This window comes from Mycobacterium sp., from assembly GCF_049585075.1.
Classification (GTDB): Bacteria; Actinomycetota; Actinomycetes; order Mycobacteriales; family Mycobacteriaceae; genus Mycobacterium.
In genome coordinates this window covers 1-12,640 of the sequence record NZ_JBAUZA010000257.1, presented here as the reverse complement: position 1 = coordinate 12,640, position 12,640 = coordinate 1, and the positions used below count along the sequence as shown (strand labels likewise).

Genomic DNA, 12,640 nt, shown 5'->3' with positions numbered 1-12,640 from the left:
ACGTAAAGTCGGTATGACGGCACTAGTCATCGGAGGCGGGACGGGGGTGGTTGAGGAAGTCGGCAGCGTCCAGCGATCCGAGAATCGTCAGATCTGGCGGACCTGCCATTTCCTCCTATCATCTGCGTTTGTAATGCGCACGGCTTACGTCGTCAACGCCTGGGCCGCACCATCGGTGGGCCCCTGCAGGGGCGGACGGCTGGCGCAGCAAGTCACTCGAACTTCCAGGAGTTGACCCGATGAATCTAGACGCCGTACGATTCTGAAATGGAACGCTGCGAAGCGCTTTGCCAAGGCTCTTTAACGAGGGGAGTCCAAGTCTCGTGCGTGTGATCGATCCGCTGGTAAACGTCGAAAACAGCTGGACTTCGACACGTGAGTTCACTAAAAGAGCTGAGGCCGAGCTTTTCGACTCCACCCGTGACTTCTCACGTGACATAAGTGCGGACGAGATGGTGCAGGTGCTGGACCGTGCTGGGGTCGAGAAGGCCATCGTCGGAATCGATCCCGAGAAGCCGGCGGATTGGATCTGCGAGTTCGCGACCAAGTACCCCGGGCGCTTCTACCTTGCGGGCGAACCACGGATCAAACACGGGCTCGACGCATTGTGGGCGCTTGAGGACCTTTGTGCCGATCACCCGGTTGTGGCGGTGCGCGCGGCGCCGATGTTCATCAAGCAGCCAGCCACCGCGCCGCTCTACTACCCGCTGTACGCGAAGTGCGTCGAGCTCGACCTGCCGCTCTGTTTGACCACCGGGATCCCCGGTCCTCCGCTGCTCCAGGCAGATATTCAGGATCCAATGCATCTCGACCGGGTATGCCTTGACTTTCCGGATCTGAAGCTCGTAATGCTGCACGGCGCGGATCCATGGTGGGGTGTTGCTATCCGACTGCTAATGCGCCACCGGAATCTGTGGTTGGTCACGTCGGCGTGGGCGCCGAAGTATCTGCCGACGGAGTTGATCCACTTCATGAACACCCGAGGCAGCGACAAGGTGATGTTCGCAAGTGATTACCCGGTGCTGGGTATCGAGCGCTGTCTTGCAGAAGCCCGCGATCTCGATCTTCGCAGCGGTGTGCTTGAGAAGTACTTGGCCGAGAACGCGCAAAGGGTCTTCTTCGGCGAACGGAATTCTCGGCATGTTGTGCATGCAGAGGTGGCTAGTTGACCGCCCAAGTTGATCGGCCGAACGCATCTGCCGTGTTGCCTGCTGTGATGCCAGCGCATCGATCGGAGTCCTGCGCAGATGCTCGGTCGTCTAAACATGCCCGTCGGCGATGCGCGGGTCCCGCGCTGCTGCGTGGCTTCATGCCGTTCGGGGACCCGCGGAAGCGCCACGCGGTATCGACTCGCACTGTGCGGCGAAGGCGACCTTCGTGCCGATTGGTAACTGGATCGAGCGGTGTACACGAGCAGAAAAGTCAAGTAGCAACGTACCGTGCGCTGGCCGCGCGGCAGATCGACAGGAGAAGCCGTGACGCAGCTCGGCTATAAGTTGGTGGATTTCGATACCCATTACTACGAGACCATCGACGCTTTTACCGCCTATCAAGACTCGGCCATCAGCCGGGCAGGGCGCGGTGTTGAGATGATCATGCGCGACGGACGCACCTATGCCGCCATTGGCGGTCGTATCAGCAAATTCGTGCCCAATGTGACATTCAATCGCGTTGCCCCTCCGGGGTCGCTCGAGGCCTATTTCAAAGGTGAGGCCGGTGGGCGTCGTCCCAGCGAGCTGGTGACCTCGGAGGAAGTACGTCCCGAGTATCAAAGCCTCGAGGCCCGTATTGCCACGCTCGCCTCGCAGGGGGTCGAGGAGGCCCTCCTGCTGCCCACGTTCGCCTACGCGATCGAAGAGGCTCTTAAGGACGACATCGAAGCCATGCATTCGACGATAAAGGCGTTCAACATGTGGCTGCAGGCGACCTGGTCGTTCACCGGTCCGGCGGTAGCCGCGCCGATCCTGCCGCTGGCTGACCCGGTGTTGGCCGCCGATGAACTCGAACGACTGCTCGATGCGGGTGCAAGGGTGCTGACGATGGGCCCCGGGCCAGTGCGCGGAATCGGGGACGTGCGGCACTCGCCGGCACACCGGCTGTATGACCCAGTCTGGAGGCGCATCGACGAGGCGGGCATCACTGTCGCGTACCACGCGGCGGATTCCGGGTATTTCCGTTACTTCAAGGACTACGACGACCCCGCCGAATTCAATGCGTTCTCGACCAAAGTTCGGCTGGGCTCACTGTGGTCCATCGACCGTCCGATGCAAGACATGCTCGGTGCGATGATCATGCAGAAATTTTTCTACCGATACCCCAACGTTCGCATCGTTTCGGTGGAGCAGGGATCCGACTGGTTGCTCGTGCTGATGAAGAAGCTCGACAAGGCTTACCGCCAGCGTCGCGCTCTATTCGCCGAGAATCCAGCAGAGACGATCCGGCGACACGTGTCGGTATGCCCGTTCTGGGAAGACGACATCGACAAGCTCCTCGATGCTATTGGTGTCGACCAGGTGGTGTTCGGATCGGACTGGCCGCACCCGGAGGGTGTCGCGGAGCCAGCTGACTTTGTGGCCTACCTGGGTAACCTCGCGCAGTCTGACGTCCAGAAGGTGATGCGGACAAACGCCCGCGAGCTGATGCGACGGCGGCCAGCGAGCCGATCCGCTTATAACGCGTCGTGAGCGGCTCTGATCCGGACGCCGCCAAACGAAATGAGGCGATGCTCGACATGGCGTCGGCGGTCCGCGATCTCGTGGCTGCCACGGTTCGGACCGCCCGAGGCCCCGGTGTCCTCAATGTGGTTGCGGCGCAAGTTCGTGAGGCGACCGATCTCCTCTCGCGCGAGACACACCCCGGTCATTTTTCCGGTTTGCAGGCTGAGGTAGACCTGCGAGAGCCCCACAGCTATCTCCCGCTGACTCCGATGGCTGGCTTGTACAACCCGATCGCCCCGCCGTTGAATCTCTGGGTAAAGGGCTCCCGGACGTTCGGCTCGGTGCGGTTGGGTCGCGCGCACACTGGCCCTCCGGGGCGCGCCCATGGCGGGTCGTCGGCTTCACTATGTGACCAAATCCTCGGAGTCGCTGCGTGGTCGGTCGGCTTCCAAGGGTTTACGACCGAGATCTGGGTGCGGTTTCTGCGTCCCGTGCCGCTCGATGTCGACCTCCAGCTCGAGGCGTGGGTAGCGACCAGAGACGCGACTACGGCACATGCTGAGGCTGTGATCAGGCGCGACGGCACGGATCTCGTGACCGCGTCCGGCGAGCTTGTGCTGGCCGAATCTCTTATCCGCAAGCCGGACCGAGCCGTCTGATGGACATCAACATCACACAGGCCGACGAAGAGTTCCGCGACGAATGCCGTTCATGGTTACGTGCGAACGTCCCGTCGGATATTGCGCCCCTGGAGACCGAGCGCGGCTTTGCCGAGCACCGCGAGTGGGATCGGCTGCTGTTCGACGCCGGTTGGTCAGTGGTGACCTGGCCGGTCGAGTACGGCGGTCGTGACGCCTCCCTAATGCAGTGGCTGATATTTGAAGAGGAATATCACCTTGCTGGGGCAGGCCTTCGCGCGGCGCACAACGGCATCTCGTTGCTCGCGCCCGCAATCTTCGTGTTCGGTACAGATGACCAGCGCTCGCGCTACTTGCGGCGGATGGCGGCGGCTGAAGACATCTGGTGTCAGGGTTGGTCGGAGCCCGACGCCGGAAGCGATATCGCAAGCCTGCGCAGCCGCGCAGTGCGCGACGACGCTGCAGGCGGTTGGCGCCTCTGTGGACAAAAGACCTGGACCACGCGCGGGGCGTTTTCGACACACATCTTTACGCTGTTCCGCTCGAGCGCGGACGAACCGCGGCATAAGGGCCTGACCTATTTCCTCGTGCCGCTCGACGCACCCGGTGTGACAGTGCGCGGGTTCGGCAGGGTTGGGGGAGAGGTTGGATTCGCCGAAGTCTTCTTTGACGATGTCTTGGTACCCGATTCGGATGTGCTCGGGAAGGTCAACGGCGGCTGGGATGTGGCGATGGCGACGACGAGCAACGAGCGCGGTCTCACGCTGCGCAGTCCTGCCTGGTTCACTGCCGCCGCCGAGAGGCTGGTCGCGGCTTGGCGTGGCAACTGCGATCCCCGCGACACCAGGATCGCCGATGAGGTGGCGCGCTGCTGGATCGACGCGGAGGCCTACCGGTGGGCGACCTACGAGGTCGCGCAGGAGGTCGCGTCCGGCACCGAACTCGGGGCGCGTGCCAGCATGGCCAAGCTGTTCTGGTCGGAGCTCGACTTCCGTCTGCACGAGGTGGGCATGGAGGTTACCGCGGATCAGGCCCATGACGCGGATGCCTACTGGACCCGCGGATATCTGACCGCCCTATCAGGCCCCATCTGGGGTGGAACCAACGAGATCCAGCGCGACGTCGTCGCGCGGCGGATCCTCGGGCTCCCGAGGAGCTGACGTGGACCTCGCCTTGTCTTCCGAACAACTCGACCTTCGCAGCGGGCTGTCCCGCTTTCTCGCAGCCGAATGCCCACCCGCGGCGCTTCGGCAGCCGGCGGGCTGTGCGGCGCATCGCGAGCTCTGGACACATCTCAGCGAGCTCGGAGCGATGGAAGTCGTCGCCGACGGCGAACCGACGGAGGACTCATTCGGCCTCGTGACAGCGATGCTGGTCGCGGAAGAGCTTGGGTACGCGGCGTTTCCCGGCCCATGGATCGAACACGCGGTTGTCGCGGCCTCGACGCTCGCTGGCGCGCGCCGTGACGTCGACCAACTGCTGGATCCCGGTTCCGTCGTTACCACCGCGCTCCCCGGGCAGGGGGGGCTGCCGTGGCCGTCTATGGCGGACGCGGTCCTGCTCGGCCAGCCGGAGGGGTCAGCGCTGCAACTCGTACTACGTAAGGACATAGACGGTTGCGAGGCCGCGGCTGCGCTCGATCCGTCGCGCCCGGTCATGACATGTCCGCGGCTGCGGTCGGGTGGTGCGGCGCAGGTCGTGTTCACCGCTGACGTCGGTCGTCTGGTCGACCTCGGGTCCATGGCGGCGGCGGCTCAATTGGTGGGGCTTGGCCGCCGGATGCTCGACATCACCGTCCCCTACGTGCTGCAGCGGAAGCAGTTCGGACGCCAGATCGGTTCTTTCCAGGCGGTTCAGCACCTGCTCGCCGACGCCCGAACCGCACTTGAGTACGCGCGGCCGCTGCCCTACGTCGCGGCGGCCTCCGCCGAAGCGAACTTGTCACGATTTCCAATCCGCGCTGCCATCGCGAAGGCGAAGGCAAGCGCGGCCGCCGAGACCATCGCGCGGGCATGCCTGCAATGCCACGGCGCAATGGGCTATTCCGAGGAGTACGACCTCCAGCTCTACATGCGCAGGGCGTGGGCGCTAGCACGGTCCTGGCGATCGACATCCGAGGCGCGGGCACGCGTCGCCGACTTACTGCGCAAGGAGAGTGGTGATTACGCATGAGTGACGAACTCGCACCGGCGGTCGGCGGGCTGTTCGTGACTGATCCCGTGCCCGCGCTCATCGGCGGGCTGCGGTCGACGGGCTCCTACGTCTTCCCGAAAACCGCGCTTTCGGGTGATCCTCGCGCGATCGACGACGCAGTTAGCGAAGTGCTGCTGTCCCGGCAGGGGCGGCTGTGGTCTTGGACCGACTCCCGGGCCTGCCCACCACCGCCGTTTATTTCGAAAGACGCGCAGTTCGAACCGATCGGGATCGTGGCCGTCGAACTGGATAAGGAGCAGATGATCGTGCTCGGTCAGCTCAGCGACCACAACCTGATCCCACTGCTCTACGTCGGGCAACTGATGGAGCTGACGCTGGCATTGGTCGGATCGCAGGACGGTACGCCGCGGTCGACATGGGCGTGGGCGCCGGTCGTCGAGCCTGCGAACCAGGCGGAGGCGGGCTGATGGTCGACGACGTGGTCGTGCTCGGCGTCGGGATGCACCCGTGGGGCAAGTGGGGCCGCTCGTTCGTCGAGTACGGCGTCGCGGCGTCACGCGCAGCGCTCGCCGATGCCGGTCTCGACTGGCCCCAGATTGGCTTCATCTCCGGTGGGAACACAATCCGCAACGGATACCCCGGGCACGTTTCGGGTTCAACTTTCGCGCGGGCTCTGGGCTGCACCGGCTGCCAAGTCGCATCGAGCTACTCGGCGTGTGCCACCGGCTCAACGGCGCTGTCGATCGCGCGTGCGCAGATCCTCGCGGGTGTCTGTGACGTAGCCCTGGCGGTCGGTGCCGACACCACGCCCAAGGGATTCTTCGCGCCGAACCCAGGCGACCGGCCTGAGGATCCCGACTGGCTCCGATTCCGCATGGTCGGAGCGACCAATCCGGTGTACTTCGGTCTGCATGCGCGTCGTCGCATGGAGCTTTACGGCATGACGCTCGACGACTTGACCCAGGTCAAGCTCAAGAACTCGCGTCACGCTCAAGGCAACCGCTACGCACGTTTCACCAAGCGGTACACAGCCGCAGAGATAGATGCCTCGCCCATCGTCTCCGACCCGCTGCGACTGTTCGACATCTGCGCGACGTCGGACGGAGCGGCAGCAGTCGTGTTGTCCAGCAAGGACTTCGCGAGGCGCCGCGGCGGTGACGATCGGGTCCGGCTTGTCGGATTGTCGCTTCAGACGCCTACCTTCCCGGACGCCGTCCCTGACTTGCCTTACCTATCAAGCGATTCCACGACAGCTGGTGCCGCGGACACCACCTTCAAAGCGACAATCGCTGGCCGCGCCTTCGCAGAGGCTGGGATCGGAGCCGACGACGTCGATGTTGCCGAAGTCTATGACTTGTCCAGCGCAATGGAGCTCGACTGGTACGAACAGATAGGTCTCTGCGGTCCAGGCGAAGCATCCAAGCTGCTTCACGCAGGGGACACCGCCATGGGCGGTCGAGTCCCAGTAAACCCGTCGGGAGGCCTCGGCGCATTCGGGGAGGCACCGGCGGCGCAGGCGCTCGCTCAAGTTTGCGAGCTGACCTGGCAGCTGCGCCGCCAGGCGGGGGACCGGACCGTGGACGGCGCGTCCGTGGGACTCGCCATCAACCAAGGTCTGTTCGGCCATGGATCCTGCGTCATCCTCGCTCGATAGGGGAGTAGCAGTTTCCCGGCAGGATGAGCTCGGATTTATCGACACCGCCCTGGTGGGCAGAATCAAGGACCGCACCTTATTCGGCCAACGACAACTGCACGGCGGCTACGGATGCATGGCGGAGGAACAAATTACCCAGATGTTGATGGACGGACGTTTAGCCCGCATCTGTGCCGGCGCCAACGAGCCTATGGAGATCGTCGCGCGGTCACTGTGACGGTTGGCGAGTGCGACTCCGCAGCGGGCACGAGCGCGGAGGTCTCAAATATTGCATTTCTGACAGTGTACGAATATTCTGTTCGGTACGACTACCGAGGAGGTGTGGTGAACGGTTCCGGGATTGCCGCGAACACCTCGTCTGTCGAGTCATTCCGAGATGTCGTTCACGAGTGGCTACTTGAGCACTGCCCACCATCGATGCGTGAGCCGATTCGCGACGAGAGTGAACGTGTATTCGCGGGACGCCGCGGTTTTTTTCCTAGTGACGATGCGCGGGCCTGGTTGGCCGCGATGAGTGCGCGAGGTTGGACTGCCCCGACTTGGCCTCGCGAGTACGGCGGCGGCGGATTGTCGGACCAGGATGCGCGGACCCTAGCCCGTGAGCTAAGAGCAATGGGTTGCCGACCACCCCTGATCTCCCCTCAGGGTCTGCACATGCTTGGTCCGGCGTTGCTGAAGTTCGGCTCGGAGCAGCAGAAGCGGCGCTTCCTTCCGGCGATTGCGGCCGGAGCCGAGCGATGGTGCCAAGGTTTCTCCGAGCCAAACGCCGGCTCCGACCTGGCAGCGGTGCGTTGTCGTGCCGAACGCGTCGGCGACGAATACATCGTCATCGGAGAAAAAGTTTGGACGAGCTTCGCGGACGAGTCGGACTGGATCTTCGCCGTTGTGCGGACCGACCCGGCCGAGTCTGGCCGTTCTGGCACAAGCGTTCTGCTCATCGATCTGGCCTCTCAGGGAATCACGATCAGACCGCTCCCTCTGCTCAGCGGCCCGAGTGAGTACAGCCACATCCATTTCGGCAGCGTCCGAGTGCCCGCCGAGCAAAGGCTCGGCGAGGAGAACGAGGGCTGGGAGATTGTCCGCTTCGTGCTCGCACACGAGAGGAACATGCTGGGGACCGACGCAAGTGGGACGCTTACCAGCGGTCGGCGCCCCAACCTCGTCGCCATGGCCCGCGGCGTATTGCGATGTGACAGCGGACCGCTGCCGGACGCTGCACTTCGTGACCGCATCACACAGATCACCTTCGACGAGATCTGTACTCGCGCAATGCGTCAGAGGATAGGTGCGGCGCCGGTAAACCCGGCCGTGCTCAAGTACTGCATGTCCAACCTCAATCAGCGCAAGGCGGACCTTCGCGCACGCATCGCCGGTAACTCTGCCCTCGGCATGGCCGGCGTCGTGTTCGACGACGCGGATCGCCGGCTGGCGGCTGACTATCTCGAGTCGCGTGGCTGGACCATCGGCGGGGGCACCTCGGAGGTCAACCTCAACGCCATCGCCAGGGGCGTGCTCAAGCTTCCCCATCGTGGACCCGAGGTCCGCCGATGAATGTTTCGGTGGCCACTGCGGAACGAGAGATGCTCGATGTTGCATCTAAGTTCGCGTGCGAGCACTTTAGGCCCAACGACTTGCGCGAGCTGCGCGACGGCACGATGGGCCTCTGCGATATTCGCGCCCGCTGGCAGAAGATGGCTGAGCTGGGATGGGTGGGAATGGTACTGCCGGAGAGCCGAGGCGGCGAGGGCGGTGGCTTTGCGGATTTGACCGCGGTGCTTCGTGCGCTCGGGCGGAGCCTTGCGACGGTTCCGTTCGCGACATCGTTGACCTCTATGCTCGCCATCGAGCACGGCACAGAGGCGGGGTACTACGACGGTGTCCTCTGCGACATCTGCCGGGGCGAGCTCCTCGTGGTTCCGGCCTTCGGGCATTCTCCGCGCTTCTCAGCGGTACGCCCCGACACGGTCGACGTCGTTGCGCGCCGAGCGAGCTCTGGACACTTCCTGTCAGGTGCTGCGACGCGGGTCCTCGACGCTCCGCTCGCGGACAAGCTCCTGATCGCGGCGCGCCTTGAATCCGCGACGTACGCAGAGGGACTGGCGCTCTTCCTGGTCGACATCGACGCGCCCGGACTCTCGCTGGAACCGGGGATGCTGATCGACAGTCGCACGGTCGCAACGGCGGAATTCGATGCGGTTCCCGTCGACGCGGACGCCATGGTCGTGGTGCCGTCGCGGGCGATCGCGGCGATCGACGTCGCGCTCGATCGTGCCGCGGTCGCCGTCGCAGCGGAGCTATTCGGCGTCGCCGAAGAGGCATTCGACCGCACGATCGAGTACCTGATGATCCGCGAGCAGTTCGGAGTGCCGATCGGCGCGTTCCAGGCTCTTCAGCATCGAGCAGCACAGTTGCTGTGCTCGCTTGAACTCTCCGGCGCGATCCTCTCGCACGCCAGCAAGGCAATTGACGCCTCGACCGAGGAGGTAGCCGACCTCGCGAGCGTCTGTAAGGCGCAGCTGTCGGATACCGCAGTTCACGTCGCCGAGGAAGCGGTGCAGATGCATGGCGGCATCGGCGTCTGCGACGAGTGCGACATCGGACTGTTTCTCAAACGCGCGCGGGTGCTCGAGTGGATGCTGGGCGACTCTGCATACCACCGTGACCGCTACGCCACACGAAACAACTTTTAGCTCGAAACCGCAGGTTAGGAAGGTATGAGAATGGATGGGTTTCCCTACGAGAACTTCCCCACGGGCTGGTTTCAGGTGGAGTGGTCCGCCGAGCTCGAACCGGGCGTGGTCAAGCCCATGCGCATATTCGACCAAGAGGTCGTGCTGTACCGGACGGAAAACGGGACGGCGTGCGTCGTGTCGGCCCGCTGCCCGCATATGGGTGCCCACGTCGGCTACGGAGGCCAAGTTGTTGGCGAATCGATCTCTTGCCCGTTTCACGGTTGGGAGTTCGGAGTCGACGGGAAGAATTGCCGCGTGCCGTGGGTGGAGCGGGCCAACCCGAAGGCATCGCTCGAGTCCTGGGATGTGCATGAGACCAGCGGATTTATCCTCGTGTGGTATGACGCGCTCGGCCGGGCTCCTTTTTGGCGCTGGCCGGGCGCACCGGAGTTCCTGAACACGCAGGACTTCTATGAACCCGATCGCCACCGCGGCGGCGTTCGCAAGGTTCTTCCGCACCAGCCACTTGAGAACGGACCCGACATGCTGCACTTCCCGTATGTGCATGGGGCCGGCGAGCCCGCCACAATCGTGAGCTGGTCCGACGACGACCACAGGCTGGTGATCTCATACGATCTGAAGTTCGGCGCCAACAAAGCGTCGTCAAGGTTGACACCTCAGGGCGCAGTCGTGGCGCGCCTCGACAGCGATTCCAGCATGAGTGTTGGTATCGTCCGCTTCACGCTCGATGACGTTTACATTGTTCAAGCGGTCAACACGACTCCAGTAGATCATGACCACTCGCTGTGGTTCAGCACGACGGTCGGGCGCCGTCAGCCCGACTCGCCTGACAAGCCGGGTGGCCGCACCAAGATCATGATGGAATCGCAGCACGCGCAGATTGTGTCGGATTTCAATATCTGGGAGCACCAGTCGTTCATCGAGAAGCCGTTATACGCAGGGGTTGAGGAGAAGAACTTCCCCCGTTTCAGAAAGTGGCTCGCACAGTTTTACCCAGAAGACGCGGCCGTCTAGGAGTCGGAAGGCAGAACGTGATGATCGACCGCACCAGAGTTCTACCGCACCGCATCGCAGAATTGGCGCGCGAGTCCGGTGAAGTAAACGCTCTGCTCGATGTCGACGGCAGGGTCGCGTCGTGGCGAGACGTACATGAGAGCTCGCTGCGGTGGGCATCCGCGTTTCGACGGTTGGGGCTGGAGCAGGGGGCAACCGTCGTCACCATGCTGCCGAACTCTTTTGAGGCCTATTACGCCTGGTTGGGCGCCGCGTGGTTGCGCGTCATTGAGGTGCCCGCGAACAATATGTACCGCGGTGAGATGCTGCGGTACCTCATCACCAATGCACACACGCGTGTCCTTGTGATCGCCCAAAGATTCGTTGACCGCCTGACGATGTTCGAGCGCATCGAAGGCCTTGAGACAGTGGTCGTTCCCGACGCTGAGGGCGAGCTGCCTGACCTTCCCTACGACCTTGTGCGCGGCGACACCTTTCTTGGAAATGCCGAACCCCTGCGTGATGCCGTCGGGCCTGACTATTGGGATATCGGCGCCATGATCTACACCTCCGGCACCACAGGCCCCTCGAAAGGAGTGCTCGTGCCGTGGGGCGAGTTGTATCAGTGGCCGATGTTTCTGCCGGATGACTTTCTCGAGGCGGGCGACGCCTTCTACACTGCGTACCCGCCGTCGCACCTATCTGGGAAATGTGCGTTATATTGCGCGGCCGACCGACTCTGCTCCCTGGTCATCCGAGAGACCCTGAGCGTCACTGAGTTCTGGAATGACATGCGCACCTTCGATATTCGATCGGCGATGCTGGTCGGGCCGATGGCAGCGATGCTGTTGGCGTCGCCCCCGGCCGAGGACGACGCCACCAACCCACTCGACCGCATTCTGCTCGGTCCTATTATCGCCGACCTCGACGAATTCACCGAACGCTTCGGAGTCAAGAAAGTGTTCACGGGCTATGGCACGACGGAGATCGGCTGGCCTATCTGCTCGCCGTGGAATCCGTCAGATCGCAAGAGTTGCGGTCGCCTGCGCCAGGGACCACCGCACTACGAGATCCGCATTGTCGACCAGCATGATGAGCTAGTGCCCGAAGGTATCGTCGGCGAGTTGATCATCCGTGCGCGTGACCCGTGGGTGATGAACCAAGGCTATTGGAATATGCCGGAGATTACCGCCGAGGCTTGGCGCAACGGCTGGTTTCACACCGGCGACGGGTTCGTCGAGAGGGACGGGTGGTTCACATTTGTCGACCGCATGAAGGATACGTTGCGCCGGCGCGGTGAAAACATCTCCTCTTTCGAGGTCGAGATGGGCGTACTCGGCCATCCCGCTGTCGCGGAGTGCGCGGTCATCGGGGTGCCGTCCGAGTTGGGGGAAGAGGACATCAAGGCCGTCGTGGTCCTGAAGTCCGACGCGCGCCTGAGCGCGCCTGAACTCATCGAATTCCTCGAGCCGCGCATGCCCCGATTCATGATCCCACGATTCGTTCAGTTCGTGGAGGCGCTGCCAAAGACCGACGGGACCTTCAGGGTGCGCAAGATCCTGCTGAGGGACAACCCAATTGGCGATGACACGTGGGACAGGCAGGGCTAGCATTTGCGTGACCTCGTGTCCGCGCGGGCCTCGGCGTATCGCAGGGTAGGCTGTGACGTTATCGCCGGCTGGCTGGGCTGATTGACGGCTGATTGACGGGAGTCGCGATGGGTCGACGTGGAAGCGAGGGACGGTCGGAGGGCGCGGCTAAACGCGCGTACGGCGACATCACCATTGAGCAGATCGTCGAGGCCGCATTGACGCTCATCGAGCGGGAGGGGGCCGCGGGGTTGTCGATGCG

The 12,640-nt window shown here is 63.3% G+C and carries 12 protein-coding genes; all 12 read left to right on the top strand.

The genetic code is table 11. The features are described from left to right. Nucleotides 1-329: 329 nt before the first annotated feature. The 12 genes from WB785_RS12195 (at nt 330) to WB785_RS12140 (ending at nt 12,399) form a co-directional block, all read left to right on the top strand. Nucleotides 330-1,169, top strand: coding sequence for an amidohydrolase family protein (locus WB785_RS12195; RefSeq protein WP_424079460.1), 840 nt, complete (start codon nt 330-332; stop codon nt 1,167-1,169). Between the two features lie 306 nt (nt 1,170-1,475). Beyond that, nucleotides 1,476-2,684 (top strand): amidohydrolase family protein, encoded by a 1,209-nt coding sequence (locus WB785_RS12190; RefSeq protein ID WP_424079458.1) that lies wholly within the window; start codon nt 1,476-1,478, stop codon nt 2,682-2,684. Further along, a complete protein-coding gene (locus WB785_RS12185; RefSeq protein WP_424079456.1) occupies nt 2,681-3,316 on the top strand; it encodes a PaaI family thioesterase in 636 nt (211 codons plus the stop codon). The genes WB785_RS12190 and WB785_RS12185 overlap by 4 nt, the downstream gene beginning before the upstream one ends. Further along, nucleotides 3,316-4,455 (top strand): acyl-CoA dehydrogenase family protein, encoded by a 1,140-nt coding sequence (locus tag WB785_RS12180; RefSeq protein ID WP_424079455.1) that lies wholly within the window; start codon nt 3,316-3,318, stop codon nt 4,453-4,455. The genes WB785_RS12185 and WB785_RS12180 overlap by 1 nt, the downstream gene beginning before the upstream one ends. A gap of 1 nt (nt 4,456) precedes the next feature. Then, the gene (locus WB785_RS12175; protein ID WP_424079454.1) at nt 4,457-5,467 is read left to right on the top strand and encodes an acyl-CoA dehydrogenase family protein; all 1,011 of its coding nucleotides are present in this window, start codon (nt 4,457-4,459) and stop codon (nt 5,465-5,467) included. Further along, nucleotides 5,464-5,916, top strand: coding sequence for a benzoylsuccinyl-CoA thiolase (locus WB785_RS12170; RefSeq protein ID WP_424079452.1), 453 nt, complete (start codon nt 5,464-5,466; stop codon nt 5,914-5,916). Before WB785_RS12175 ends, WB785_RS12170 begins: the two co-directional genes overlap by 4 nt. Next, complete coding sequence (locus WB785_RS12165) at nt 5,916-7,103, top strand: lipid-transfer protein (RefSeq protein ID WP_424079450.1); 1,188 nt, start codon at nt 5,916-5,918, stop codon at nt 7,101-7,103. Before WB785_RS12170 ends, WB785_RS12165 begins: the two co-directional genes overlap by 1 nt. Next, nucleotides 7,075-7,320 carry an acyl-CoA dehydrogenase family protein gene (locus WB785_RS12160; protein WP_424079448.1) on the top strand — a complete coding sequence of 82 codons (246 nt, stop codon included), beginning with the start codon at nt 7,075-7,077 and terminating at the stop codon, nt 7,318-7,320. The genes WB785_RS12165 and WB785_RS12160 overlap by 29 nt, the downstream gene beginning before the upstream one ends. Beyond that, complete coding sequence (locus WB785_RS12155; protein ID WP_424079447.1) at nt 7,215-8,654, top strand: acyl-CoA dehydrogenase family protein; 1,440 nt, start codon at nt 7,215-7,217, stop codon at nt 8,652-8,654. The genes WB785_RS12160 and WB785_RS12155 overlap by 106 nt, the downstream gene beginning before the upstream one ends. Continuing rightward, complete coding sequence (locus WB785_RS12150; RefSeq protein WP_424079445.1) at nt 8,651-9,793, top strand: acyl-CoA dehydrogenase family protein; 1,143 nt, start codon at nt 8,651-8,653, stop codon at nt 9,791-9,793. The genes WB785_RS12155 and WB785_RS12150 overlap by 4 nt, the downstream gene beginning before the upstream one ends. Before the next feature lie 30 nt (nt 9,794-9,823). Beyond that, nucleotides 9,824-10,810, top strand: a complete 987-nt coding sequence (locus WB785_RS12145) for a Rieske 2Fe-2S domain-containing protein (protein WP_424079442.1) — start codon at nt 9,824-9,826, stop codon at nt 10,808-10,810. 20 nt (nt 10,811-10,830) lie between these two features. Continuing rightward, on the top strand, nt 10,831-12,399 hold the full coding sequence (locus WB785_RS12140; RefSeq protein WP_424079441.1) for an AMP-binding protein: 1,569 nt from the start codon (nt 10,831-10,833) through the stop codon (nt 12,397-12,399). Nucleotides 12,400-12,640 lie beyond the last annotated feature (241 nt).

Bases quoted from the DNA above. Each gene is read 5' to 3' on its own strand.
- WB785_RS12140 (WP_424079441.1), top strand. From the start codon at position 10,831: ATGATCGACCGCACCAGAGTTCTACCGCACCGCATCGCAGAATTGGCG.
- WB785_RS12165 (WP_424079450.1), top strand. From the start codon at position 5,916: ATGGTCGACGACGTGGTCGTGCTCGGCGTCGGGATGCACCCGTGGGGC.
- WB785_RS12150 (WP_424079445.1), top strand. From the start codon at position 8,651: ATGAATGTTTCGGTGGCCACTGCGGAACGAGAGATGCTCGATGTTGCA.
- WB785_RS12160 (WP_424079448.1), top strand. From the start codon at position 7,075: ATGGATCCTGCGTCATCCTCGCTCGATAGGGGAGTAGCAGTTTCCCGG.
- WB785_RS12170 (WP_424079452.1), top strand. From the start codon at position 5,464: ATGAGTGACGAACTCGCACCGGCGGTCGGCGGGCTGTTCGTGACTGAT.
- WB785_RS12155 (WP_424079447.1), top strand. From the start codon at position 7,215: ATGCATGGCGGAGGAACAAATTACCCAGATGTTGATGGACGGACGTTT.
- WB785_RS12180 (WP_424079455.1), top strand. From the start codon at position 3,316: ATGGACATCAACATCACACAGGCCGACGAAGAGTTCCGCGACGAATGC.
- WB785_RS12145 (WP_424079442.1), top strand. From the start codon at position 9,824: ATGGATGGGTTTCCCTACGAGAACTTCCCCACGGGCTGGTTTCAGGTG.